Annotated in this window: 25 protein-coding genes; 8 read left to right on the top strand and 17 right to left on the bottom strand. The window is 62.7% G+C overall.

Annotated elements, in window-relative coordinates:
• Nucleotides 1-83: 83 nt before the first annotated feature.
• A complete protein-coding gene (locus HGP13_RS20105; protein WP_172228469.1) occupies nucleotides 84-692 on the bottom strand; it encodes a flavin reductase family protein in 609 nt (202 codons plus the stop codon).
• A 1-nt stretch (nucleotide 693) separates the two neighbouring features.
• Nucleotides 694-1,278 carry a nitroreductase gene (locus HGP13_RS20100; RefSeq protein ID WP_172228467.1) on the bottom strand — a complete coding sequence of 195 codons (585 nt, stop codon included), beginning with the start codon at nucleotides 1,276-1,278 and terminating at the stop codon, nucleotides 694-696.
• 156 nt (nucleotides 1,279-1,434) lie between these two features.
• Here HGP13_RS20100 and HGP13_RS20095 point away from each other — a divergent pair, with 156 nt between their 5' ends.
• Entirely contained in the window at nucleotides 1,435-2,397 is a 963-nt protein-coding gene (locus HGP13_RS20095; RefSeq protein WP_172228465.1) for a hypothetical protein, read from the top strand.
• Between the two features lie 21 nt (nucleotides 2,398-2,418).
• Here HGP13_RS20095 and HGP13_RS20090 read toward each other — a convergent pair whose 3' ends face one another.
• Nucleotides 2,419-3,357, bottom strand: coding sequence for a GNAT family N-acetyltransferase (locus HGP13_RS20090; protein WP_172228463.1), 939 nt, complete (start codon nucleotides 3,355-3,357; stop codon nucleotides 2,419-2,421).
• Nucleotides 3,358-3,439: 82 nt separating this feature from the next.
• Nucleotides 3,440-5,416 (bottom strand): threonine--tRNA ligase, encoded by a 1,977-nt coding sequence (gene thrS / locus HGP13_RS20085; protein ID WP_172228461.1) that lies wholly within the window; start codon nucleotides 5,414-5,416, stop codon nucleotides 3,440-3,442.
• 205 nt (nucleotides 5,417-5,621) lie between these two features.
• Between thrS and HGP13_RS20080 the strand changes: the two genes are divergently transcribed.
• A complete protein-coding gene (locus HGP13_RS20080; protein ID WP_172228459.1) occupies nucleotides 5,622-6,458 on the top strand; it encodes an SAM-dependent methyltransferase in 837 nt (278 codons plus the stop codon).
• Nucleotides 6,459-6,463: 5 nt separating this feature from the next.
• Here the strand turns inward: HGP13_RS20080 and blaOXA are convergent, their stop codons facing one another.
• The 3 genes from blaOXA to HGP13_RS20065 all read right to left on the bottom strand — a co-directional run bounded on the left by blaOXA (nucleotide 6,464) and on the right by HGP13_RS20065 (nucleotide 8,059).
• Entirely contained in the window at nucleotides 6,464-7,291 is an 828-nt protein-coding gene (gene blaOXA / locus HGP13_RS20075; RefSeq protein WP_172228457.1) for a class D beta-lactamase, read from the bottom strand.
• A gap of 149 nt (nucleotides 7,292-7,440) precedes the next feature.
• Nucleotides 7,441-7,815, bottom strand: a complete 375-nt coding sequence (gene yidD / locus HGP13_RS20070) for a membrane protein insertion efficiency factor YidD (protein ID WP_172228455.1) — start codon at nucleotides 7,813-7,815, stop codon at nucleotides 7,441-7,443.
• A gap of 70 nt (nucleotides 7,816-7,885) precedes the next feature.
• Complete coding sequence (locus HGP13_RS20065; protein ID WP_172228453.1) at nucleotides 7,886-8,059, bottom strand: hypothetical protein; 174 nt, start codon at nucleotides 8,057-8,059, stop codon at nucleotides 7,886-7,888.
• A gap of 92 nt (nucleotides 8,060-8,151) precedes the next feature.
• Here HGP13_RS20065 and HGP13_RS20060 point away from each other — a divergent pair, with 92 nt between their 5' ends.
• A complete protein-coding gene (locus tag HGP13_RS20060) occupies nucleotides 8,152-9,069 on the top strand; it encodes a LysR substrate-binding domain-containing protein (protein ID WP_172228451.1) in 918 nt (305 codons plus the stop codon).
• A 24-nt stretch (nucleotides 9,070-9,093) separates the two neighbouring features.
• On the opposite strand, the gene HGP13_RS20055 is transcribed toward HGP13_RS20060, so the two are convergent.
• Together HGP13_RS20055 and HGP13_RS20050 are read right to left on the bottom strand one after the other, a co-directional pair.
• Nucleotides 9,094-9,558 (bottom strand): cell envelope integrity protein TolA, encoded by a 465-nt coding sequence (locus tag HGP13_RS20055; RefSeq protein ID WP_172228449.1) that lies wholly within the window; start codon nucleotides 9,556-9,558, stop codon nucleotides 9,094-9,096.
• A 23-nt stretch (nucleotides 9,559-9,581) separates the two neighbouring features.
• Complete coding sequence (locus HGP13_RS20050) at nucleotides 9,582-10,028, bottom strand: iron-sulfur cluster assembly scaffold protein (RefSeq protein WP_172228447.1); 447 nt, start codon at nucleotides 10,026-10,028, stop codon at nucleotides 9,582-9,584.
• A gap of 240 nt (nucleotides 10,029-10,268) precedes the next feature.
• Here HGP13_RS20050 and folE point away from each other — a divergent pair, with 240 nt between their 5' ends.
• The 3 genes from folE to HGP13_RS20035 all read left to right on the top strand — a co-directional run bounded on the left by folE (nucleotide 10,269) and on the right by HGP13_RS20035 (nucleotide 12,461).
• Nucleotides 10,269-10,901, top strand: a complete 633-nt coding sequence (gene folE / locus HGP13_RS20045) for a GTP cyclohydrolase I FolE (RefSeq protein WP_172228445.1) — start codon at nucleotides 10,269-10,271, stop codon at nucleotides 10,899-10,901.
• Between the two features lie 42 nt (nucleotides 10,902-10,943).
• Complete coding sequence (hisI, locus tag HGP13_RS20040) at nucleotides 10,944-11,405, top strand: phosphoribosyl-AMP cyclohydrolase (RefSeq protein WP_172228443.1); 462 nt, start codon at nucleotides 10,944-10,946, stop codon at nucleotides 11,403-11,405.
• Nucleotides 11,406-11,489: 84 nt separating this feature from the next.
• On the top strand, nucleotides 11,490-12,461 hold the full coding sequence (locus HGP13_RS20035; protein WP_172228441.1) for a patatin family protein: 972 nt from the start codon (nucleotides 11,490-11,492) through the stop codon (nucleotides 12,459-12,461).
• A gap of 7 nt (nucleotides 12,462-12,468) precedes the next feature.
• On the opposite strand, the gene recJ is transcribed toward HGP13_RS20035, so the two are convergent.
• From recJ to HGP13_RS19995, 8 genes are all read right to left on the bottom strand, one after another.
• Entirely contained in the window at nucleotides 12,469-14,250 is a 1,782-nt protein-coding gene (recJ, locus tag HGP13_RS20030; RefSeq protein WP_172228439.1) for a single-stranded-DNA-specific exonuclease RecJ, read from the bottom strand.
• 154 nt (nucleotides 14,251-14,404) lie between these two features.
• Nucleotides 14,405-14,620: a DUF6434 domain-containing protein gene (locus HGP13_RS20025; RefSeq protein ID WP_172228437.1), complete on the bottom strand. Its 216-nt coding sequence runs from the start codon at nucleotides 14,618-14,620 to the stop codon at nucleotides 14,405-14,407.
• Nucleotides 14,621-14,693: 73 nt separating this feature from the next.
• The gene (gene glpX / locus HGP13_RS20020) at nucleotides 14,694-15,677 is read right to left on the bottom strand and encodes a class II fructose-bisphosphatase (protein WP_172228435.1); all 984 of its coding nucleotides are present in this window, start codon (nucleotides 15,675-15,677) and stop codon (nucleotides 14,694-14,696) included.
• Between the two features lie 204 nt (nucleotides 15,678-15,881).
• Nucleotides 15,882-16,049 (bottom strand): Thivi_2564 family membrane protein, encoded by a 168-nt coding sequence (locus tag HGP13_RS20015; RefSeq protein WP_172228433.1) that lies wholly within the window; start codon nucleotides 16,047-16,049, stop codon nucleotides 15,882-15,884.
• A gap of 64 nt (nucleotides 16,050-16,113) precedes the next feature.
• Nucleotides 16,114-16,473 carry a hypothetical protein gene (locus HGP13_RS20010; protein ID WP_172228431.1) on the bottom strand — a complete coding sequence of 120 codons (360 nt, stop codon included), beginning with the start codon at nucleotides 16,471-16,473 and terminating at the stop codon, nucleotides 16,114-16,116.
• 126 nt (nucleotides 16,474-16,599) lie between these two features.
• Entirely contained in the window at nucleotides 16,600-17,913 is a 1,314-nt protein-coding gene (locus HGP13_RS20005) for a homoserine dehydrogenase (RefSeq protein WP_172228429.1), read from the bottom strand.
• A gap of 37 nt (nucleotides 17,914-17,950) precedes the next feature.
• The gene (locus HGP13_RS20000) at nucleotides 17,951-19,168 is read right to left on the bottom strand and encodes an LL-diaminopimelate aminotransferase (protein WP_172228427.1); all 1,218 of its coding nucleotides are present in this window, start codon (nucleotides 19,166-19,168) and stop codon (nucleotides 17,951-17,953) included.
• Nucleotides 19,169-19,213: 45 nt separating this feature from the next.
• On the bottom strand, nucleotides 19,214-19,606 hold the full coding sequence (locus HGP13_RS19995) for a hypothetical protein (protein ID WP_172228425.1): 393 nt from the start codon (nucleotides 19,604-19,606) through the stop codon (nucleotides 19,214-19,216).
• A 98-nt stretch (nucleotides 19,607-19,704) separates the two neighbouring features.
• Between HGP13_RS19995 and phaC the strand changes: the two genes are divergently transcribed.
• Together phaC and HGP13_RS19985 are read left to right on the top strand one after the other, a co-directional pair.
• Nucleotides 19,705-21,540 carry a class I poly(R)-hydroxyalkanoic acid synthase gene (phaC, locus tag HGP13_RS19990; protein ID WP_172228423.1) on the top strand — a complete coding sequence of 612 codons (1,836 nt, stop codon included), beginning with the start codon at nucleotides 19,705-19,707 and terminating at the stop codon, nucleotides 21,538-21,540.
• Nucleotides 21,541-21,756: 216 nt separating this feature from the next.
• Nucleotides 21,757-23,010 carry a YcbK family protein gene (locus HGP13_RS19985; protein ID WP_172228421.1) on the top strand — a complete coding sequence of 418 codons (1,254 nt, stop codon included), beginning with the start codon at nucleotides 21,757-21,759 and terminating at the stop codon, nucleotides 23,008-23,010.
• The last annotated feature ends 206 nt before the right edge of the window (nucleotides 23,011-23,216 follow it).

Here is a 23,216-nt window from a genome sequence, read left to right as displayed (position 1 = left end):
CTCTCTCTGCCGCACTCTCTCTGCCGCACTCTCTCTGCCGCACAATCGCGCACGCCGGGCGGTTGACGGGGCCAAGCTGGAGCCTACTCCTTGCCCCAGCGTGGCCGGCGCATCGAAAAGACCTCACTGACGCTGGCATAGTCCATGTAGCCGAGACGGGCGACATTGCCGGCCTTGGTGATGTCGAACAGGCCGTCTTTCAGGAAGGCATCGTCGATGTGGACGCCGACCACTTCGCCGGCGACGACGACGGCGCTCGTCGCCGTTCCGTCCAGCGCCTTCGGGCGAAACACCTCCGTCACCCGGCATTCCAGCGCGGCGGGCGCTGCCGCCACGCGCGGCGGCCTGACGAGACGCGAAGGCGCCATGGCGAGATCGGCATAGACGAACTCGTTGACGCCGCGCGGCGCATTGACGGAGGTGTAATTCATCTTCTCCGCAAGATCGCGACCGACCAGATTGGCAACGAACTCGCCGGTCTCCTGGGCGAAGGAGGCGCTGTCCTTCTCGCCCTCCGAGGAGAACCAGACGATGAACGGCCGCGTCGAAACGGCGTTGAAGAACGAGTATGGCGCGAGATTGATCTCGCCGGTCTTGTTCAGCGTCGATATCCAGCCGATCGGGCGCGGCGCTACGATCGCCTTCGATGGGTCATGCGGCAGCCCGTGCCCCTTGCATGGCTCGTAGAACATTTTAGCCCGCCCAGGGCCCTGAGTAATCGGCATAGAGCTTTGTCGGATCGGGCCGTGGCCGCTCCGGCGCCGGGCCGGCATAAGTGCCGATATGGATGAAGCCGACGACGCGCTCCTGCGGCGCCAGTCCGAGGATCGCCCTGCCCTCCGGCACGTCGGAATACCAGTTGCTGATCATGTTGGTGCCATAGCCCAGCGCATTGGCGGCAATCATCAGGTTCATCGCCGCCATGCCGCCGGACAGGAACATTTCCCATTGCGGAATCTTGGGGTTCTCCTTCGGCACCGACACCACACCGATCACCAGCGGCGCACGCGAAAAGCGCGCCAGTTCCTGGTTGCGGCGGCCTTCCGGCAGCGGTCCCTCGCGCTGTTCGGCAAGCATCGCCAATTGTCTGCCGATCTCGACGCGGACATCGCCGCGATAGAGGATGAAGCGCCACGGCTCAAGCCGGCCGTGGTCGGGCACGCGCGTGGCGGCGGCGATCATCACGGCTATATTGGCGTCGCTCGGCGCCGGCTCCTTGAGCTCCGGAATCGGTGCTGAATTTCGGGTCAGCAGGAAGTCGATGATCGGCGACGCCATGGGCGCAAGTCTCCTGAAACACTCTGTTTTGAGCTGAAGCGCACCATCGGGAATTCGGGCGGCTCGGGCAAAAGGCGCGCAAGCGCCGGGCTGAAGAGTCACGGATCGGACTCTTAAGCCTTGAAATTGCCACCGCCATGGGCTTCAACGCAAGGCATGTTTGAGGGGCGACTGCGTCTTTTCCTGGTCTGGCTCTGCGCCGCGCTGTTCCTGCTGCCGGTCTCCATGGCTGTTGCGCAGGAAAAGGACGGCGTCGGCGACCTGAAACTTCCCGGAATTTCGAGCTATGCGGCGCCGAAGAGCGAAACCCCGCTGGCACTTGGCGGCGGTGGCGCCATCACTTTGTCGGCCCAGCTGACCGACAAGGGCGCAGACATCACCCGCGGCCTCGTCTGGCGTGTCTTCAAGCCCGAAGCCGTCAACGGCAAATTGCCGATGGTCGCCTCCGCGCATGGCGGCAGCGCCGTCTTCCAGCTCGAACCCGGCAGCTATCTGGTTCATGCCTCCTACGGTCGCGCCGGCGCCACCAAGCGCATCACCGTCGGCAAGGAAGCCAAGCGGGAGAGCCTGGTGCTGGATGCTGGCGGTTTGAAGCTGGACGCGGTTCTCTCAGGCGGCGTGCGCATTCCGCCGAAAAAACTGCGCTTTTCGATCTATGAAGGCACCGCCGAGGCCAATGGCGACCGCGCGCTGATCATTCCCGATGTCGAGCCCAACAGTGTCGTGCGGCTCAATGCCGGCATCTACCATGTCGTCTCGACCTACGGCGCGGTCAATGCGGTCATCCGCTCCGACATCCGCGTCGAGGCCGGCAAGCTGACCGAAGCCACTGTCGAGCATCACGCCGCCGAGATCACCATGAAGCTGGTGCGCGAAGCCGGTGGCGAAGCCATCGCCGACACGTCGTGGTCGCTGCTCAACGAATCCGGCGATCCGATCAAGGAAACCGTCGGCGCCTTCGCCTCGATGGTGCTCGCCGAGGGTGACTACACCATCATCGCCAAGAACCGCGATCGCATCTACCAGAAGGATTTCACCGTCGTGGCCGGACAGAACCAGGAAATCGAGGTTCTGGCCACCGAAGCCGCGGCCATGGACCCCGAAGAAGGCGCGGATTAGAGCAGTTCACCGTTCGAGCCTTCAGGCGGCCAGCTTTGTCCGCGCCGGCAGGAAGGGAATGCGGCGGCGCGGCAGCTGCGGCGCCAGATCGAACACACTGCGGTAAAGCCGGTTGAGCAATGCCTTGCGGTCGCGCAGCGGCTCCAGTTCGTTCCAGCTCAGCACATCGCCGACGCGCACGTCGATCGCCTTGCCGGACAGCCGAGCGAATTCGTGGATGAGCATCGAAAGCCGAAGTGTCAGCGAGGCCTTGCCAACGAATTTGGCCACGCGGCCATCGCGCTCGGCCATGTTCATCGGTCCGCTGATCAGATGGAACAGCCTGCCATTCTGTCCGGAAAAATGCATCGGAATGATCGATGCCTTGGCATCCTGGACCAGGCGTGCCGGAAACATCTTCCATGGCAGGTCGCGCGCCCGGCCAAAGCCTTTCGGCGCGGTGGCGACGCCACCGGCGGGAAACACCACGATGGTGACACCCTCCTTCAGCAGCCGCACCGCCTCATGGCGCACGGCCATATTGTTCTTCATCGCTTCCTTGGTCTCGGAAAAATCGATTGGCAGCGAATAGGGCTCCATCTCGCGGATCTTGAGGAGATCCTTGTGGATCATCACCCGGAACGGCCGCCCGAGTTGCTCCACCAGCGACAGCACGGCAATGCCGTCGCCGATGCCGAACGGATGGTTGGCCACAATCACCAGCGGTGTCTCCGGCAATGATGCGGGCGGCCATTGGTCGGCTGTGCGTATCCGCACGTCGATCAGGTCGAGCATGCGGCTGAACACGCGCTCACCTGATGGCACCACCTGGCGGCGCCAGAAATCATAGAGCGCGGCATACCGGTCGCGCCCCGACAGGCCTTCAATGGAATGGATGACCCAGCGCGTTAGCACCGGTTGGTGCGGATTGGCGTAGGAAAGTTCGGGAAATGGTTTTTCGCGCAATTTCAGCTTGAGCATAGCGATTCGTTACAAGATCGGCGTGACAGGGATATGAAATGGCGGTGGATCGCTCCACCGCCATTCCTTGGGACTATGCGGATCAGACAGCGCGTTTGCGCCTGCGGTCCGGCGTCACCGCTTCTTCAGTCAGTTGCGCGATCGCCTCGGCAAGGCCAAGCGATTCCTGATCGCGCGAGCCGAGCCGGCGCATGTTGACCGTCTGTTCCTCCGCCTCGCGTTTGCCGCAGACGAGGATGATCGGCACCTTCGCCAGCGAGTGCTCACGGACCTTGTAGTTGATCTTCTCGTTGCGCAGATCGGCTTCCGCCAACAACCCGGCAGCCTTCAGCTTTGCCACCACTTCGGTCGCATAGCTATCCGCCTCGGAGGTGATCGTCGCCACCACCACCTGCAGCGGCGCAAACCACAGCGGGAAATGGCCGGAATAGTTCTCGATCAGGATGCCGAGGAAACGCTCCATCGAACCGCAGATAGCGCGGTGGACCATGACAGGCTGCTTCTTCTCCGAGTCCGAGCCGATATAGAAGGCGCCAAACCGTTCCGGCAGGTTGAAGTCGACCTGCGTCGTGCCGCACTGCCATTCGCGGCCGATGGCATCCTTCAGCACATATTCGAACTTCGGCCCGTAGAATGCGCCCTCGCCCGGATTGATCGACGTCTTGATCCGGTTGCCCGACCTTGTCCTGATCGTCTCCAGGACATTGCCCATGATCGCCTCGGCATGATCCCAAGCCTCATCGGTGCCGACCCGCTTGTCAGGCCGTGTCGACAGCTTGACGCTGACCTCTTCAAAACCGAAATCGGCATAGGTCGACAGGATCAAATCGTTGATGCGCAGGCATTCCGCCGCCAGTTGCTCCTCAGTGCAGAAGATGTGCGCGTCGTCCTGCGTGAAGCCGCGCACGCGCATCAGTCCGTGCAGTGCGCCCGATGGTTCGTAGCGGTGCACATTGCCGAATTCTGCAAGTTTTACGGGTAGATCGCGATAAGACTTCAACCCATGCTTGAAAATCTGCACGTGGCCCGGGCAGTTCATCGGCTTCAGCGCAAAGACACGGTCGTCGTCGGTATCGTCGCCGGCGACTGTCACCTTGAACATGGCGTCGCGATACCAGCCCCAGTGGCCTGACGTTTCCCACAGGCTCTTGTCCAGCACCTGCGGCGCGTTGACCTCCTGATAGCCCTGCTCGTCAAGGCGGCGGCGCATGTAATTGACCAGGTTCTGGAACATCTTCCAGCCCTTGGCGTGCCAGAAGACGACGCCCGGCCCCTCTTCCTGGAAATGGAACAGGTCCATCTCGCGGCCGACCTTGCGGTGGTCGCGCTTCTCGGCCTCCTCCAACATCGTCTGGTAGACCTCGAGCTGCGCCTGGTCGGCCCAGGCCGTGCCGTAAATGCGCGTCAGCATCGGGTTGTTGGAATCGCCACGCCAATAAGCGCCAGCCACTTTCATCAGCTTGAAGGCGTTGCCGATCTGGCCGGTCGAGGCCATGTGCGGGCCACGGCAGAGATCGAACCAGTCGCCCTGCGCGTAGATCTTGAGATCCTGCTCCTCGGGAATGGCGTCGATCAGCTCCAGCTTGTAGCGCTCGCCCTTGTCGGCGAACACCTTCTTGGCCCTATCGCGCGACCAGACCTCCTTGGTGAACGGCTTGTTGCGCGCGATGATCTCGCGCATCTTCTTCTCGATCACCGGAAAGTCGTCCGGAGTGAAAGGCTCGTTGCGGGCGAAGTCGTAATAGAATCCGTTCTCGATCACCGGCCCGATCGTCACCTGCGTCCCCGGCCATATCTCCTGCACGGCTTCCGCCAGCACGTGCGCGGTGTCATGACGGATAAGCTCTAGAGCGCGCACATCGTCGCGGGTGATGATCTCGACCTTGCCGGACTTGCCGAGCGGGTCGCTGAGATCGCGCACGGTGCCGTCGATGGCGTAGGCGACGGCCTTTTTGGCCAGCGACTTCGAGATCGATTCTGCAAGGCCCGCACCGGTCATCGCCGCGTCGTAGTCGCGGACGGAGCCATCGGGAAATGTCAGGGAAACGGAATTCAGCATTTGGTTCTCCTATCCAGTCCCGCAAACGAGCGCGGGTGGTCGTGGGGGGCCGGATGCGTCCGGCAAGCCGGCGGGTTTTAGAGGCAGTGCCGCGTCAGGTAAAGAGCGCTGATTGGCCCAGCCGTCAGGAAATGTCGCCAGAGATGTCGCAGGTCCGTCGCCCAGGGGCTTGCGAACATCTCCGCAATCGTCTGGAATTGTCGATATGGAACACGCAACACCCAGCCGAACCGCCCTTGGCGTCGCACGCATGAGAGCCCTGCATCAGTTTTCACCGCAGGCGGGGCTGTTTCGCGATCCCTACGCAATCGCGATTCTGGGTGAAGCCGCGCCCACGGCACAGGAGCTTGAGCAGGAAGACGAGCGCCGCCGGCGCATGCGCCTATTCGTCACCGCGCGCGCCCGCTTTGCCGAGGACTGGCTGGCGGCGGCGGTCCGTCGCGGCATCCGGCAGCTCGTCGTGCTTGGCGCCGGCCTCGATACGTTTTCACTGCGCAATCCGTATCCGGATCTCAGCGTGTTCGAAGTCGACCACCCGGCAACGCAAGCCTGGAAACGCAAATGCATTGCCGATAGCGGGCTTGCCGAGCCACCCGCCACCAGATTCGTGCCAGTCGATTTCGAGCGGCAAAGCCTGTCCGCGGAACTGGCCGCGGCCGGTTTGCAGTCGACCGAGCCCAGCTTCTTCATGTGGCTGGGGGTTGTGCCCTACCTGACGAAAGAAGCGATCTTCAAAACGCTGTCCTGGATTGCCGGCATCCCCGGCTCGGAGGTCGCGTTCGACTACAGCGAACCGGCTGAGAACCGCGATGCGGCGGGACAGGCTGCGCTGGCCTTCCATGCGGCGCGCGTCGCTTCTGTCGGGGAGCCATGGATCAGCTTCTTTGTTCCGACAGAGCTGGCGGAATCCCTGATCGAGCTCGGCTTCGACGAGATCGAAGATATCGAGAGCGGCGATATCGCCGCCCGCTTTTCCGGAGCACCGAGGGGAATGACGAGCAATTCCGGCGGCCACATCATCCGTGCCCGCCGAAGCGTCTGACCAATCTATTTCATCAGCAGCGGCAGGTCCTTCAGAAACCCGGAGCGTGTGCTCCAGCCCTTAGGCACATCGGCACGCTTGGTGTCGACGATCAGCCGAGCGAAGACGATCTGCTGACCATCCTTTTTCGCCCAGCCGACGAACCAGCCGAGCGAGCGCTTGTCCCTGATCTTGTCGGCATCGTTGGCCAGCCTTGTGCTGCCGGTCTTGCCTTGCACCGTCCAGCCTCGGGCCTTGAATGTCGGGATGATGGCTGACGTCATGTCGTAGGCCTTGGCCGAGACCGGCAGTTTGCGGGCCAGCAGCTTGCGCAGGAAATCGACCTGTTCGACCGGCGTGATCTTGAGCGAGGAATTCACCCAGGAATGGGTCAGGCCGTCATCCTTGCCGGGGTTGCCGGAGACGTCGTTGTTGCCGTAGTCGAGTCTAGAGACGTAGCCGGCAAACTTTTCACCACCGAGCCGGCGCGTGATCTCGCGGGAATACCAGATAATCGAATCCCGTTCCCAGATCACCGGATCGACGGTTTTCTGATCCCGTTTCACCGCATTGAATTCGGGTTTGTAGTCCCAGGTCGGCGTGTGCTCGTCGCTCAGGATCCCGGCATCATAGCCGATCAGCGAGAGCGGGACCTTGAACGTCGAGGCCGGGCTGAACCGCTGGTCGCAAATGCCGTCCTGATAGAGCGTCTTGCCGCTCGCCGCATCGGCGATCAACGTGCACTGCACATCCCCAAGCGGCGCCGACTGCGCGCGCATCGGGAACCCCAGCAACCAGGCGAGCAGGAACAGGATTCCGGCCAGGATAAAGGGAAGACGGTCGATGTTACGCATTGATGCTCGCTCCAGAAGGGGTGTTCGCGAGCGGGCTTAGCGAGGTCTCTTGTCTCGATTTTGTCTCAAATGCGCAGTCTTTGTGCAGGCTTGCGTTAACCCTACCGGATCGTAAACGCGCACTGGCGCCCGAGGCGTAACCGGCGCAATCATGCCTTCGTTTCGGCGCCCTTGCGGCCGATCCGCCAGTACCGCCACGGCATGAACCAGACATAACGGTCAGCCAGCACTTCCGGTACAAGGTCAACGCCGTGCGTGCCGAACGGCCCGCAGCGCAGCACGCGGAAAAATCCCATCCAGCCGCCCGCCCACAGGCCATGGCGGGCGATCGCCTCATGCGCGTATTCCGAACAGGTCGGCAAATGCCGGCAGGAATTGCCGACAAAGCCGGACAGCGTCAGCTGGTAAAGGCGCACGAACGACGTGCCGAGGAGACGGCCAGGCGTCTTGCGCCAGGGGCCGGGCCAGTTGCGGCCGCGCCCCGGCGGTCTTGCACTATGGGCATGCCCATGCGGGTCGTGCACCGCATTCTCCGTATCGCGTTCTTCACCGCGATAGATGTGAGCTTAGTCAGGGGAACGCAATCCCTCCGCCTTATCCGCCGTGTTGCCATGGGTGGGAGCGGCGAAACGGCTGCCGGTCAACCGGAGGCGCCCAGCGGCCGGGGCTGGCCGGCTCCTCGCTGCGCTGTGCATGGTGCCTATCGTCACGCCATTGAAACGTTGCGATCCGCATGACATCGCCGAAAATGTTCAGGAACTGGATCATGGCGGTCTCCTTTGACACGGATTAGAGCGCCGCTGGCCTTGGCCTTCAAACGAGTATAATTTCCACTTCGGATAACCCTGGATTATGCGAAAATGAAGCGCGGACGCCTGCCATTGACGGCATTGAGGAGCTTTGAGGCGGCCGGCCGGCATCTGAGCTTCAGCCGAGCGGCCGAGGAGCTTTTCGTCTCGCAGGCGGCGATCAGCCGGCAGATCCGCGAGCTCGAAACCTTTCTGCGTCAGCCCTTGTTCGAACGTCATCATCGCCGCGTTGAACTGACGGATGCGGGCCGCCGGTTGCTCGCCCAATTGGTCAGGAGTTTCGACGACATCGACAGACTGCTTTCGGAATTGGTCGCTGTCCCCGCGCAGTCCGTGGTTCGTGTCAGCGTCGAACCGTCGCTTGCCTCCGTCTGGCTGGTGCCCCGGCTCAACCGGTTTCGCCAATTGCGGCCCGACATCGACGTCTCGCTCGAAGTCGACCCCAGGCTGATCGAATTCCGCAGCGATCAGCCTGAGCTTGCCCTACGCTTCAGCGCCCATGCCATCTCCTGGCCTCGCAGTCAGGCCGAGCGGCTTGCCTCGACCGTCGATTCACCGGTTCTATCGCCAGCGCTGCTCGCCTCGGGCCCTCCCCTTGAAAAGCCGATCGACCTCGCCAGCTACACACTTTTGCACGAGGAAAATCGCCAGGGATGGGCACGCTGGTTCGAAGCGGCCGGCGTGCCAGCAGATGCCGTGCCCGCGCGGGGTCCCATGCTGGCCGACGCATCGCTTTCGAAACAGGCCGCCCTTCTCGGGCATGGCGTTGCACTCGGCGATCTCCTGCAGATCGGTGGGGAAGTCGCAGCCGGCGCGCTGATCAAGCCATTCGATATCGACGTTGCATCCGGCGCCTACTGGTTGGTGGCCAGGAGCTTGAAGCATCTTTCCGAGCCAGCCGCGGCTTTCGTAGACTGGCTGAGAAGCGAATTTGCCGAAAGCAGACGAACCCTGGAGGCAACGGCGTGAACCGGTTGCCCAGCCTGGCTCCAGCTATTTTGCCTTCTTGTTTTTTTCCAGAAATTTGTCGATGTCGTTCGCATCCACCTTCGAAGGCCCAGCCGGCGGGGCTTCTGCCGGGTTGAATGTGAGGACGACATCGCGCCAGAGATCATAGTGGGCCGCGTAGGGTATCAGCCCGGGAAATGGCGCGCAGCGCGTAATTGCCCGTATGGCGGCCTCGGCAACCTTGTCCGGCGGCGGTGTCACGGGGCTGATAATTTTTGGCGGGCCGGCGAGCGATCCGTCCTTGTTCAGGCTGATCTGAACACGTGCAACGCTTGTGGTATTTGCAGGGATGTTCCAACAGACCTGGATAGCCTTCATGAGATAGTCGCCGATATCGCGTTGGACCGCCACGTCCGCCCAGCTCGTGCCGCCGCTCGACACGAGTGTGCCGGCAAGGCTCCAGACGAACACCAGGCCATGGAAAGAACGGTGTCGCGAGCGGCCACGCATCGTGAGAACGTGAAATGGCAAGGTCAGGCCGCTTCTTCCGCGCGCTTCTTTTCGATCTGGCCGATGGCGTCGACCACGGCGTCGAAGGTCAGCATGGTCGAGGCATGGCGCGCCTTGTAATCGCGCACCGGCTCCAGGTACTTCAGATCGGCGAAGCGGCCTTCCGGCGGCGCGCCATTTTCCTTCAGCATCTTCAGCATGATGTCGCGCACCGCGCGCAATTCCTCGGCACTCGCGCCGACGACATGCTGCGCCATGATTGAGGACGACGCCTGGCCGAGCGCACAGGCCTTCACATCATGGGCGAACTCCGTGACAACGCCGTCCTCCATCTTGAGGTCGACGGTAACGGTCGAACCGCACAGCTTGGAATGCGCTTTTGCGGTCGCATCCGGATGATCGAGCCGGCCGATGCGGGCGATGTTTCCGGCAAAACCGAGAATTTTCGCATTGTACACGTCGTTGATCATTATTTTCCAATCCGTCGCCGCCAAGCGAACAGCGATTGCCGCTGCTGCGTCTTCCTTTCGCTCGTTACGATCTTATATAATGCGGGCAGTCCGGTAACGACAAGGCGATGAGCGCCGCTGTCCTGGCCGGGAAGTTCACGCCGCTTACGGGGCTGGAAACGGGGCAAGTTTCCGACACCGAAAGGTCGTGGTCCGTTCAACTCGTTCCTCCTTGGAGAGGAACTACGGGAGACGCCTTTTATGGATGCCGTCATCAAGAAACTCATGCCCCAGTCCGCCTATATGGAAAAGCCGGTCACCGACCGGCCGAGCGAAGCCGAAGTCGAGGCTGCCGTGCGCACGTTGTTGCGCTGGACCGGCGACAATCCGGACCGCGAGGGGCTGATCGACACGCCCAAGCGCGTCGCCAAGGCCTACCGCGAAATGTTCGGCGGCTACGACATGTGCCCGGCGGAGGAACTCGGCCGCACCTTCGAGGAGGTCGCCGGCTACGACGATCTCGTCATCGTCAAGGACATCACATTCCATTCGCATTGCGAGCACCACATGGTGCCGATCATCGGCAAGGCGCATGTCGGCTATCTGCCGGATGGCAAGGTCGTCGGCCTGTCGAAGATCGCGCGCGTCGTCGATATCTTTGCCCATCGCCTGCAGACGCAGGAGGCGCTCACCGCGCAGATCGCCGGCGTCATCCAGGACGTGCTCAACCCGCGTGGCGTCGCCGTCATGATCGAGGCCGAGCACATGTGCATGGCGATGCGCGGCATCCGCAAGCAGGGTTCCACCACGCTCACCTCCACCTTCACCGGCGTCTTCAAGGATACGCCGGAGGAACAGGTTCGTTTTGTCACCATGGTGCGCGGCGGGGCGTAAGCCCCTCGCCGGCGTCACGGTCAACAGGAAAATAGACCGGCGATGTCGGCACTGGAATTTCCCAAAGCTTCGTCAGACAAGAAGGCCCTGGAGGAAGGCGTGGTGTTCTCACCGCGCTTAGACGCCGCTGGCCTCGTCACCGTCGTCGTCACCGATGCCGAAGACGGCATGCTGTTGATGGTCGCGCATATGAATGCGCAGGCCCTGGCGTTGACGCTGGAAACCGGTATCGCCCATTACTGGTCGCGCTCGCGCAATGCGCTTTGGAAAAAGGGCGAAACCTCGGGCAATTTCCAGCACGTCGTCGAGATGCGCACCGACTGCGACCAGGACGCATTGTGGCTGCGTGTGAAAGTGTTGGGCCACGACGCAACCTGTCACACCGGCCGGCGTTCATGCTTTTATCGGACGGTGGGGCTGGTTGACGGCAAGGCGACGCTTGCCGACGATGGCAGCAAGCCGCTGTTCGATGCGGAAACCACGTATCGGAAACCATCGTCTTGAACCTTCTGTCTCACACCAACCACACAGATTCATCATTTCGATACGGCCCGTCCGTATATTAGCCTTGGGACAAGGGAGATCGTGATGCTCGAGTGGGCGTCATTGCGTAACAGACCGGATGTAAGAGAGGCCAACGGCCCCGCTTCGTCCGGCGGCGCGTCCGAGCCAAAACCGGCAAAGAAAACAGGCATTTCGCTCGCCCTTGGCGGTGGTTGCGCCCGAGGCTGGGCCCATATCGGCGTGCTGCGCGCGCTCGATGAAGCCAGCATTGAAGTTTCGATGATCGCCGGCACCTCGATCGGCGCGCTGGTCGGCGGTTGTTATCTCGCCGGCAAACTGGATGAGCTGGAAGAGTTCGCCCGCAGCCTGACCAAGCGGCGCATCTTCGGTCTGCTCGACCTCAATCTGCGCGGCAGTGGCCTGTTCGGTGGCATGAAGCTCGATGCACGACTGCGCGAGCATATGGCCGGTATCCGTTTCGAGGATCTGCCCAAGCCGTTCGTCGCCGTCACATCCGAAATTCGCACCGGCCACGAAATCTGGCTGTCGAGCGGCTCGCTGATCACGGCCATGCGCGCCTCCTATGCACTGCCTGGCGTGTTCGAGCCCGTGAACTGCAACGGCCGTGTGCTGGTCGACGGCGCCCTGGTCAATCCGGTGCCGGTATCGGTCTGCCGCGCCTACGAGCAGCCGCTCGTCGTTGCGGTCAACCTCCACTATGACCTGTTCGGCCGCGCCGCCGTGATCAAGCACAGCGCCGGCGAACTGGTGGTCGAAAAGGACGCGCCGCGTGCGGGTCAATTGGACTCGCAGCACCAGTCGCATCAGACGCGCCTCGGCATCACCGGCGTCATGGTCGAAGCCTTCAACATCATCCAGGATCGCATCTCGCGCGCCAGGCTGGCCGGCGATCCGCCCGACATGTCGCTGCAGCCGAAGCTCAGCCATATCGGCCTCACCGAGTTCCATCGCGCCGACGAGGCGATCCAGCTCGGCTACCAGGCGACGATGGCGCAGATCGGCGAACTCAGCCGGCTCCAGACCGTTTTGGCCTGATCAAACCTCATGCCCGTGCCGCATCGACGATGCGAAATTGCACCGTGCGGTTGCCATTCCAGTAGTTGCCCGACAGCGAGCCGGCAACATGTACGGTCTTGCCCCGGTTCTTGAACAGGAATTCGCCAAGTGCGGTGTCGACGGCGCGAAAGGCAATCGCCTGGATGCGGCCACCGCTGTCCGACTGCAATTCGCAGCGGATATGGTTGGTGCCGACCGGTCGGGCGTCGGCCAGCCGATGGCGCGGCAGCACGAAGACCGGCGCGACGTGGCCGGCGCCGAAGGGGCCTGCCTTTTCCAGCGCATCGAGCAGGCTGAGCGTCGCGCCTTCGGCGGCAAGCGCACCGTCGATTGCCAGGCTTTCCTCGTCCTGCAGCCGAAACACGTCGGCAGCCGCCCGTTGCTCGAAGAACGCCCTGAGTTCGCCGAGCTTTGCGCGCTCCACGGTGATGCCGGCCGCCATGCCATGGCCGCCGCCCTTGACGATCAGCCCGGCATCGGCGGCTTCACGCACCAATCGGCCGAGATCGAAACCCGACACCGAACGGCCCGAACCGGTACCGATGCCCAAAGAGTTGAACGCGATGGCGAAAGCTGGCCGACGTGCATGATCCTTCAGTCTCGAGGCGAGCAGGCCGACAATGCCGGGATGCCAATTGTTGCTGGCGGTGACGACGATCGCCGGTCCGTTGCCGCCGGCGAGTTCGGCATCGGCCTCGGCGCGCGCCGCGGCCAGCATCTCCTGCTCCATCTGTTGCCGTTCCTGGTTCAGCCGGTCAAGCGTCTCGGCGATGGTCCGCGCCTCGACCGGATCGTCCGTCGCAAGCAGCCGGCTGCCAAGGGCCGCATCACCGATGCGCCCGCCAGCATTGATGCGCGGACCGATCAGATAGGCGAGATGGAAGGTGCTGATCGGCTCGCCAATGCGCGAAATTCGAGCCAAAGCGGCCAGCCCTTCATTCTTCTGCTGGCGCGCCACTTGCAGCCCTTTGACGACAAAGGCGCGGTTGACGCCGGTGAGCGGCACCACGTCGCAAACGGTGGCAAGCGCTACGAGATCAAGCAGCGAAAGCAGGTCGGGCGGCGCGACGTCGCTCAGGCCACGCAGGATCTTTGCGGTCTGCACCAGGGCGAGGAAGACGACACCGGCGGCACCGAGATGGCCCTGCCCGGAAAGATCGTCGTCACGGTTCGGATTGACGACGGCAATTGCCGCCGGCAAGGCGCCGCCGACTTGATGGTGATCGAGCACCACGACATCGGCGCCGGCTTCATTGGCCGCTTCGACGGAAACGGCACTGTTGGTCCCGCAATCGACGGTGACGATCAGCGACGCGCCACGCGAGACGAGCTCGCGCATGGCATCGGGGTTGGGGCCGTAACCCTCGAAAATTCGATCCGGGATATAGATTTCCGACGGTATGGAGAAATGCGCCAGAAACCGCTTCAGCAAGGCCGACGAGGCGGCGCCGTCGACATCGTAGTCGCCGAAGATCGCCACCTTCTCCCTCGCCATCACTGCAGCCGCGATGCGGGTGGCGGCTTTGTCCATGTCGGTGAGCGAGGCCGGATTCGGCAACAGGTCGCGTATCGTCGGATCGAGGAAGCGCTCGGTTTCATCGGTTGTAACGCCACGTCCGGCAAGCACGCGCGCGACGATGTCGGGCACGCCGTGGCCCTGCGCAATGGCAAGCGCAACCATGTCCTGCCGTTCGGTCAGCCGATGCTCCCAGGAGAGACCGGTCGCCGACTGCCTGACATCGAGGAAGAGGCGCTTGTCCCCCATCATGCGCTTTGCCAATTCATGGTTGGCCGCAGGATAATGCATGTCGCCCAAAGCTGCGCATCGGTTTTGAGATAACGAGATGCACAAACAACGGCCTGAAGCCGGGCAAAGCCAAGCGGTTCGCGGCGGGTGGCATCGCGGGAAAATTCAAGAAAAACTACACTTTCCGCTTTTCAGCCTGGAGCCGGATCGCTGCATCCCCCATCGTCTTTTCCCGACCGTCCTTGAGCCAGGCCATGAAACATCGATCGAATCTGAAGGTATCGCCGCATTCGCGGGTGAGAAAGCGGCGCACATTCTGGGTGTTACGATAGGATTTCGTGATGGGCGTGGCACGCGAAATCGGATCCGCGTGCCAGTCGAACGCATTCATCGTCAATCCTTGCGCGGCCAGGGTTCAGATGCAGCCAAGCGCTAGCAACTGCGGCGTGGCTTCGCAAGCAGGTCTAGAACTTATCCATATCCTGGTGCCGGGCCTTGATCTCCCGCACGGTCCGTGACGACGAGCGCAACACGATCGTGTGCGTGGTGATATAGGTGCGGCCGAACTTGACGCCGGCCAGCATATTGCCGTCGGTGACGCCGGTGGCGGCGAACAGTACGTCACCGCGCGCCATGTCTTCCGCATGATAGATCCGCTTCGGATTGGAAATGCCCATCTTCGCCGCGCGTGCGACGTTTTCCGGCGTGTCGAGGATCAGCCGGCCCTGCATCTGACCGCTGGTGCAGCGCAGCGCGGCTGCCGCCAGCACGCCTTCCGGCGCGCCGCCGGTGCCGAGATAGATATCGATGCCGGTTTCTTCCGGGTCGGTGGTGTGGATGACGCCGGCGACGTCGCCGTCGCCGATCAGCCGGATGGCGGCACCCGTGGCGCGCACGGCCTCGATCAGCTTGGCATGCCGCGGCCGGTCGAGGATGCAGGTGGTGATATCGGTTACCGCGACGCCCTTGGCCCGCGCCAGGCTTGCAATGTTCTCGGCCGGCGAGGCATCGATGTCGATGACGCCGTCGGCATAGCCCGGACCAATGGCGATCTTGTCCATATAGACGTCGGGTGCGAAAAGCAGGCTGCCCTTCTCGGCGATCGCGATGACGGCCAGCGCGTTGGGCAGGTTCTTGGCGCAGATCGTCGTGCCCTCGAGCGGATCGAGCGCGATATCGACGGCGGGTCCTTTGCCGGTGCCGACCTCCTCGCCGATATAGAGCATCGGCGCCTCGTCGCGCTCGCCTTCGCCGATCACCACCGTGCCCTTGATGGCAAGGCGGTTGAGCTCCTGGCGCATGGCGTCGACCGCGACCTGGTCGGCCGCCTTCTCGTCGCCGCGCCCGCGCAGCCTGGCGGCAGCGACAGCGGCCCGTTCGGTGACGCGCACCAGTTCCATGGTGAGTATCCGGTCAAGACCGGCGACAATGTTCTGGGCCACATTCATTTTCGGGAAATCCTCGTTCGCACGTCGCCTCCCGCCGGAGGCGCGCCTGTTTTGTCAAACGAGCATGACAACGGCAAGACCTGCCGAATGTTTTATCGAAAGGTCAGCAATATCAATCGATTGAAGCGCATTTCCGACACGATTGCGGCCCGGTCGGCAACGACCGGGCCACTTTGAAGACGCCCAAATTGTGGGTCTCGCGATCTAGAAAACAGCAAGGTATTTGAGCAGCGAAATGATGCCGATGATGATGACGATAACCTGCACGATCTGTCGCATCTTGGCGTCGAGCGGCAGGCGCTGCACTAGGTAGAGAACGAGAATGATGACGAGAAATGTGATCAGAATGCCGATCAACATGGATGAAGCCATGATGCCCTCCTGGAAATGATCTCTTGAAACGGGAGCCGGCAACGCCGGCTCAAGGCCGGCGCGCTCAATACCAGCGGCGCGACGTGTCGTTGTTCAACGACTGGCCAACGGCAATGCCGGCCAGGAAACCGAGCAGGCCGATGACCCCGACCACGGCGGTCGTCGTGCCCGGATTGTCGCGGGCGACGTCCGAAACCGCCTGAGCCTGGCTGCGCAGCTGCTGTGCCGTCCGCGATGCACGCGCCGACGCCGTCTCGTAGAAATCCGAAGCCTGTTCACTGGCGTCATCGAGCATTTCCGCGCCCCGTGCCGAAATGCTCTTGTTGATCTTGGTGATCTCCTTGCGCAGTTCAGCGATCTGTTTTTCCAGCGTCTTCTGGATATCGTCGATATTGGGCAGGTCGGACTTGTTGGTATCGGCCATGAAGCGGCTCCCTTGGTTGCTGACCAAGAGAACGGCGCCGCAACGATTTCGTTCCGGTCTATTCGCGGCTGGTAGCCAATCGGATCGACCGGGAGGTCGGTGTGGGATTCCTCCCCCGAGGACGAGCTACCCTGCCCGCTCGATGCGAATGACCTGCGGCTTGTCGGTCAGGTGACCGTCCTTGGTGATGCCGTCGACTGCCTTGCGCACGGCGGCCTCGGTGGTCTCGTGGGTCACGAGGATCACCGTCTTCTGCGCCGCCGCCTCGCCGCTGATCGCATGCTGGACGATCGATTCCAGCGAAATATCGTTGTCGGCCATGCGCTTGGCGATCGCGGCAAAGACGCCGATGCGATCATGCACGGTCAGCCGGATGAAGTAGCCGCCGGCATGGCTGCGCATCTGCGCCTTCTTGTAGGGCCGCAACTCCTTGGCCGGCCGGCCGAAGACCGGGCCATGCTGGAAGCCGGGCCGGCTCTTGGCGATATCGGCGACGTCGCCGATGACGGCCGAGGCGGTGGCGTTGCCGCCGGCGCCGGGGCCGGAGAGCAGCAATTCGCCAAGGATGTCGGTCTCGATCGCCACCGCATTGGTGACGCCATGCACCTGCGCGATGACGGAGGCCGTCGGCACCATGGTTGGGTGCACACGCTGCTCGATACCGCTTTCAGTGCGCTGGGCGACGCCAAGCAGCTTGATCCGGTAGCCGAGATCGCCGGCCGCGCGAATGTCGGCCTGGGTGATGTTGGAAATGCCTTCCATGTAGATGTCGTTGGCGGCGATCTTGGTGCCGAAGGCAAGGCTGGTCAGGATCGACAGCTTGTGCGCGGTGTCGTGGCCCTCGATGTCGAAGGTCGGGTCCGCCTCGGCGTAGCCCAACCGCTGCGCATCCTTCAGGCAGGCATCAAACGAGATGCCCTCGGCCTCCATGCGGGTCAGGATGTAGTTGCAGGTGCCGTTGAGAATACCGAACACGCGGGTGACCGAGTTGCCGGCCATGGCCTCGCGCATCGTCTTGATGACAGGAATGCCGCCAGCCACCGCCGCCTCGTAGTTGAGCAGTACGCCCTTCTTTTCGGCGATCTCGGCCAGCGCCACGCCATGCTTGGCGAGCAGCGCCTTGTTGGCGGTGACGACATGGCGGCCGGCTTCGAGCGCCGCCTTCACCGACAGGCGCGCCGGCCCTTCGTCGCCGCCGATCAGTTCGATAAACACGTCGATGTCGGCGCTCTGCGCCATCTTGACCGGATCGTCGAACCATTTTGCCGAACTGACATCGACGCCACGGTCGCGCTTCGGGTCGCGCGCCGAAACCGCTGACACGACAATGTCGCGCCCGCATTGCCGGGTCAGCTCAGCCGCCTTGTCGCGCAGCACGCGCGCCACCGACGCACCGACCGTGCCAAGACCGGCAATTCCAACACGCAATGCTTCAGCCATGGAAGGCGACGTCCCTCAAATCAGATCGAATTTTTGCTTACCGGTGGGCGGACAGCGGCACCACATTGTTGGGCTGCTTGGCGCTGGTCGCCAGGAAGCGCTTGATGTTGCGCGCCGCCTGGCGGATCCGGTGCTCATTCTCCACCAGCGCCACGCGCACGAAATCATCGCCGTGTTCGCCGAAGCCGACACCGGGCGCCACCGCCACGTCGGCGTGCTCGATGAGCAGCTTGGAGAATTCGAGCGAGCCGAGATGCTTGAACGGCTCGGGGATCGGCGCCCAGGCGAACATCGAGGCCGCAGGGGCCGGAATGGTCCAGCCGGCACGGCCAAAGGCATCGACCATCACGTCGCGGCGCTTATGGTAGATGTCGCGCACCTCGGCGATATCGGCGCCGTCGCCATTGAGCGCATGGGCCGCCGCCACCTGGATCGGCGTGAAGGCGCCGTAGTCGAGATAGGACTTCACCCGGGTCAGCGCAGAGATCAGCCGCTCATTGCCGACCGCAAAGCCCATGCGCCAGCCGGGCATGGAGAAGGTCTTCGACATCGAGGTGAACTCGACGCAGACATCGATGGCGCCCGGCACCTGCAACACCGAAGGCGGCGGATTGCCGTCGAAATAGATCTCGGAATAGGCAAGGTCGGACAGGATGATGATGTCGTTCTTCTTCGCGAAGGCCACCACGTCCTTGTAGAAATCGAGCGAAGCGACCAGCGCCGTCGGGTTCGACGGATAGTTGAGGATCAGCGCCAGCGGCTTCGGGATCGAGTGACGAACACCGCGCTCAAGCGCTGGAATGAAACCATCGTCAGGCTCGACCTGCAGCGAGCGGATGACGCCGCCCGACATGATGAAGCCGAAGGCGTGGATCGGATAGGTCGGGTTCGGGCACAGGATGACGTCGCCGGGCGCGGTGATCGCCTGCGCCATGTTGGCGAAGCCTTCCTTCGAGCCAAGCGTGGCCACCACTTGCGTGTCGGGGTTGAGCTTCACGCCGAAGCGTCTGCTATAGTAAGCGGCCTGGGCGCGGCGCAGGCCCGGAATGCCGCGCGAGGAGGAATAGCGATGCGTGCGCGGATCGCGGACCACTTCGCACAATTTGTCGACGATGGCCTTGGGCGTCGGCAGATCCGGATTGCCCATGCCGAGGTCGATGATGTCGGCGCCGCGCGAACGGGCGCTGGCCTTGAGCCGGTTGACCTGCTCGAAAACGTAGGGCGGAAGCCGGCGGACCTTGTGAAACTCTTCCATGGCAGTTCCAGACAGCAAAAGGAGTGTTGGGCGCGCGCTATATACTCATTTGCAGGTAGGGTCGAGGGCGGGGTCGCATTTGCCTTCGATCTGCTTCAGCGTCTGCGGACCATGCTTCTTGGCCAAATCCGTCAATGCCGCCTGATTGCTGGCGGCGCCACCACCGCTTTTGGCCCCCTGCCCATTCTCGGCGGCCTTGAGTTCGGCGAGCTTGGCGTTCGTCTCGGCTGGCGTGAACTGTTTATTCGCCACTTTCGGCGGGATGTTCAGGTTCGGAAACGTGCCGGTATCCTTCGGGCCTGCATTGTCGGCCATGGGCACCGGACCGCTGCTGTTCGTGCTCGAACACCCGGCGATCCCCAACAGGACGATCGCCGCGCCTATGCGGCAAAAGCGTGCGGCGCCAAAAAAAACAGTCTCGCCAATATTAATCGTCATATTGTTTCCTTGGCAGCCGATGTAGAGCCAGATTGGACCCTGTCGGATGTCCCATGTTAATATGTCAAGAAAACGCTTCGGGAGGAACCCCGCGAACCATGTCCAAAAAACCCGATTCGGGCAAAACGGAAGATGCCGAGCCTTCGACCGTCGAGCAATATCTGGTTAAGGACCCGGAACGTTTCGCGTTGAATATGGCGCGCATGGTCGAGCAGGCCGGCAAGGCGGCGTCCGCCTGGGCCGAACCGCGCGAACGCGGCGAAGTGCGCGACCACGTCGCCGAGCCGGTCGTCGACATGGTCAAGACCTTCTCCAAGCTCAGCGAATACTGGCTCGCCGACCCACAGCGCGCACTCGAAGCGCAGACGCGGCTGTTCGCCGGCTACATGACCGTGTGGGCGAACGCCATCCAGCGTGTCAGTCCCAACGCCGAGGGCCCCGACGATGCCGTCAAGCCGGAACGCGGCGACAAGCGCTTCCAGGACCCTGAATGGGGCCGCAACGCCTTCTTCGATTTCCTCAAGCAGGCCTATCTCGTCACCTCGCGCTGGGCGTCCGAACTGGTCGATCACGCCGAAGGTCTGGACGAGCACACCCGCCACAAGGCGAGCTTCTACGTCAAGCAGGTGTCCAATGCCATCTCGCCGTCGAATTTCATCCTGACCAATCCGGAACTGTTTCGCGAAACCGTCGCTTCGAACGGCGAGAACCTGGTGCGCGGCATGAAGATGCTGGCCGAGGACATCGCCGCCGGCAAGGGCGACCTGAAAATGCGCCAGGCGGACTATTCGCCCTTCGAGATCGGCAGGAACATCGCCACCACGCCCGGCAAGGTGGTCGGCCGCAGCGATGTCGCCGAGATCATCCAGTATGATCCCACCACCGAGACGGTGCTGAAACGCCCGCTGCTGATTTGCCCGCCCTGGATCAACAAGTTCTACATACTCGACCTCAACCCGCAGAAATCCTTCATCCGCTGGGCCATCGAGCAAGGCCACACGGTCTTCGTCATCTCCTGGGTCAATCCGGATGAACGCCACGGCGCCAAGGGTTGGGAGGCCTATATCCGCGAGGGCCTGCAATACGGCCTCGACACGATCGAGAGGGCCACCGGCGAACGCGACGTCAACGCGATCGGTTATTGTGTCGGCGGCACGCTTTTGGCGGCGGCACTGGCGCTGATGGCGCAGGAGGGCGACGACCGCATCAAGTCGGCGACCTTCTTCACCACGCAAGTCGACTTCACCTATGCCGGTGACCTGAAAGTGTTCGTCGACGAGGACCAGGTCGCGGCGGTGGAAAAGTCTATGAACGAAAAGGGCTATCTCGACGGCACCAAGATGGCGACCGCCTTCAACATGTTGCGCTCCGGCGACCTGATCTGGCCCTATGTCATCAACAACTACATGCGCGGCAAGGATCCCCTGCCCTTCGACCTGCTCTACTGGAACGCCGATTCGACCCGCATGGCTGCGGCCAACCATTCTTTCTACCTGCGCAACTGCTACCTCGATAACACGCTTTCGCAGGGCACGATGGATCTCGCCGGCCACACGGTCTCGTTGGGCGACATCACCATCCCGGTCTACAACCTCGCCTCGAAGGAAGATCACATCGCGCCGGCGCTGTCCGTCTTCCTCGGTTCGAAATATTTCGGCGGCAAGGTCGACTATGTGATGGCGGGATCCGGCCATATCGCGGGCGTCGTCAATCCGCCTGCATCCAACAAATACCAGTACTGGACCGGCGGCACGCCAACAGGCGATTTCAACCAGTGGATAGCCAGCGCAACCGACCATCCCTGCTCCTGGTGGCCGCACTGGCAAAGCTGGATCGAGGCCAAGGACAACACCCGCGTGCCGGCCCGCAAACCGGGCAAGCATATGAAAACCTTGGGCGATGCTCCCGGCAACTATGTCAAGGTGCGTGTGTAACGGACTGTAATGTCTGGTGAGTTGACGGCCCGGTAAAAGCGGGCGAAATGGTGTCGTCAACCATCAAGCAGCCGTAATTCGGCAATCACTGCAAAAATACTTCCAGGCTTGCTGATTTGACACAGGTCTCGTTTCCGGATCGGAGACAAAGGTCACCTCGACGCAGACATCGTAGGGCTGCGGCAAGGAGATACCGACCGGACATCGAGGGGGAATTTGACTTTGAAATCAGCAGGATGGAGCCTCGCAAAGGGAGAACGCCGCGCCATCGTGGCAGCGCTCTGCTCCGTGCTCCTGGCCTCCTGCACTTCGGCCGGCGACCCGACAATGTCGGTCGGAATGCCCGGCTACAATGCCTCTGCCTCGAACATCAATGCGGCCGCCACCGGCAAGCCGGTCGCCACCGCCGATTCGACATCACAGACGACGACCACGCAAACGACCGTGATGAGCGAAGGCGACACGGCGCTACCCGAAAAGGTCGCCTACGTACCTGTGGCCAAGCCGCAAGCCGCCTTCCCGCTTTCAACGCCGGCCGGCGTTGAAACGATCGCGGGACAAACGCCGCAGGCCTTGCAGCAGCCGGCCCAGACGGCGCAGCAGGCCGACGCGGTCGGCCAGAAGATCGCCGCCGCCGATGCCGCCGTGACGACGCCGAAGCCGGCCTCGGCGCCGGTGATGAACAATCCGGTCTATGTGACCGCTGGCGAGGCGCCGCAAGCCGACGCGCCGAAGAAAAAGGGCTTTCTGGCCTCGATGTTTGGCGCCACACCCGCTTCGGCGACGCCAGCGCCCCTGATCAACACCAGGTCGGGCGAACAGCCGGCCGCGCAAGCCAAGCCGGCAGCGGCGGCAAAGCCGATCATCACTCTGGCCTCGGCCGATTCCACGGCAAAGCCGATACAGTTGGCCTCGACCGGCGACGAAGCCGGTCACATCACGGGCGGTGATGCCCTGCCCGGCGTGCGCCAGACGGCGCTGTTCGAGATCAAGCGCAAATCCGGCCTCGACGACGAAAGTGACGTCGACCTCAATGAGGACGAGGGTCCAATCGGCGGCTCCTATCAGGTCGCCTCCGCCGCCGGCATGGCCCGGCTCGCGCCCAACGGGCTGCTCAAGCAGAACGAGACCGTCGACGTCGCCTGCCTGAAACCATCGCTGGTGCGCGTGCTGAAGACGATCGAAGGCCATTACGGTCGCAAGATGGTGGTGACGTCAGGCTATCGCGACCCGGCCCGCAACCGCCGCGCCAACGGCGCCAAGAATTCGCTGCACATGTACTGCGCCGCCGCCGACATCCAGGTGCCCGGCGTCTCCAAATGGGAGCTGGCGAGCTACATCAGGACCATGCCCGGCCGCGGCGGCGTCGGCACCTACTGCCACACCGAATCGGTCCACGTCGACGTCGGCCCCGAGCGCGACTGGAACTGGCGCTGCCGCCGGCGCAGCGGCGGTGGAGACGACGGCTAGTAACGTCCACGGGCGGAGCAGGAGCGAAGCCCCGTCGCGAAGACCCGAGGATGCCGGGAGTCGACTTAGGAATGCAACTGAGCAGAATTCTGCACCCATGGTGACGCGTTAAAGTCGCGGGTCTGCGCCGCGTCGCTTCGCTCCTTGCTCCGCCCTAGAATGACGAAGCGATGGGGTGCCTCCGCGAATGATCAAGCCATGCGGTC

It is taken from the genome of Mesorhizobium sp. NZP2077, assembly GCF_013170805.1.
Taxonomy (GTDB): domain Bacteria; phylum Pseudomonadota; class Alphaproteobacteria; order Rhizobiales; family Rhizobiaceae; genus Mesorhizobium.
The sequence above is the reverse complement of the archived record's forward strand: the minus strand, read 5'-3'. Positions and strand labels throughout refer to the sequence as shown.

Bases quoted from the DNA above. Each gene is read 5' to 3' on its own strand.
- HGP13_RS20105 (WP_172228469.1), bottom strand. From the start codon at position 692: ATGTTCTACGAGCCATGCAAGGGGCACGGGCTGCCGCATGACCCATCG.
- HGP13_RS20100 (WP_172228467.1), bottom strand. From the start codon at position 1,278: ATGGCGTCGCCGATCATCGACTTCCTGCTGACCCGAAATTCAGCACCG.
- HGP13_RS20095 (WP_172228465.1), top strand. From the start codon at position 1,435: ATGTTTGAGGGGCGACTGCGTCTTTTCCTGGTCTGGCTCTGCGCCGCG.
- HGP13_RS20090 (WP_172228463.1), bottom strand. From the start codon at position 3,357: ATGCTCAAGCTGAAATTGCGCGAAAAACCATTTCCCGAACTTTCCTAC.
- thrS (WP_172228461.1), bottom strand. From the start codon at position 5,416: ATGCTGAATTCCGTTTCCCTGACATTTCCCGATGGCTCCGTCCGCGAC.
- HGP13_RS20080 (WP_172228459.1), top strand. From the start codon at position 5,622: ATGGAACACGCAACACCCAGCCGAACCGCCCTTGGCGTCGCACGCATG.
- blaOXA (WP_172228457.1), bottom strand. From the start codon at position 7,291: ATGCGTAACATCGACCGTCTTCCCTTTATCCTGGCCGGAATCCTGTTC.
- HGP13_RS20065 (WP_172228453.1), bottom strand. From the start codon at position 8,059: ATGATCCAGTTCCTGAACATTTTCGGCGATGTCATGCGGATCGCAACG.
- HGP13_RS20060 (WP_172228451.1), top strand. From the start codon at position 8,152: ATGAAGCGCGGACGCCTGCCATTGACGGCATTGAGGAGCTTTGAGGCG.
- HGP13_RS20055 (WP_172228449.1), bottom strand. From the start codon at position 9,558: ATGCGTGGCCGCTCGCGACACCGTTCTTTCCATGGCCTGGTGTTCGTC.
- HGP13_RS20050 (WP_172228447.1), bottom strand. From the start codon at position 10,028: ATGATCAACGACGTGTACAATGCGAAAATTCTCGGTTTTGCCGGAAAC.
- folE (WP_172228445.1), top strand. From the start codon at position 10,269: ATGGATGCCGTCATCAAGAAACTCATGCCCCAGTCCGCCTATATGGAA.
- hisI (WP_172228443.1), top strand. From the start codon at position 10,944: ATGTCGGCACTGGAATTTCCCAAAGCTTCGTCAGACAAGAAGGCCCTG.
- HGP13_RS20035 (WP_172228441.1), top strand. From the start codon at position 11,490: ATGCTCGAGTGGGCGTCATTGCGTAACAGACCGGATGTAAGAGAGGCC.
- recJ (WP_172228439.1), bottom strand. From the start codon at position 14,250: ATGATGGGGGACAAGCGCCTCTTCCTCGATGTCAGGCAGTCGGCGACC.
- HGP13_RS20025 (WP_172228437.1), bottom strand. From the start codon at position 14,620: ATGAATGCGTTCGACTGGCACGCGGATCCGATTTCGCGTGCCACGCCC.
- glpX (WP_172228435.1), bottom strand. From the start codon at position 15,677: ATGAATGTGGCCCAGAACATTGTCGCCGGTCTTGACCGGATACTCACC.
- HGP13_RS20015 (WP_172228433.1), bottom strand. From the start codon at position 16,049: ATGGCTTCATCCATGTTGATCGGCATTCTGATCACATTTCTCGTCATC.
- HGP13_RS20010 (WP_172228431.1), bottom strand. From the start codon at position 16,473: ATGGCCGATACCAACAAGTCCGACCTGCCCAATATCGACGATATCCAG.
- HGP13_RS20005 (WP_172228429.1), bottom strand. From the start codon at position 17,913: ATGGCTGAAGCATTGCGTGTTGGAATTGCCGGTCTTGGCACGGTCGGT.
- HGP13_RS20000 (WP_172228427.1), bottom strand. From the start codon at position 19,168: ATGGAAGAGTTTCACAAGGTCCGCCGGCTTCCGCCCTACGTTTTCGAG.
- HGP13_RS19995 (WP_172228425.1), bottom strand. From the start codon at position 19,606: ATGACGATTAATATTGGCGAGACTGTTTTTTTTGGCGCCGCACGCTTT.
- phaC (WP_172228423.1), top strand. From the start codon at position 19,705: ATGTCCAAAAAACCCGATTCGGGCAAAACGGAAGATGCCGAGCCTTCG.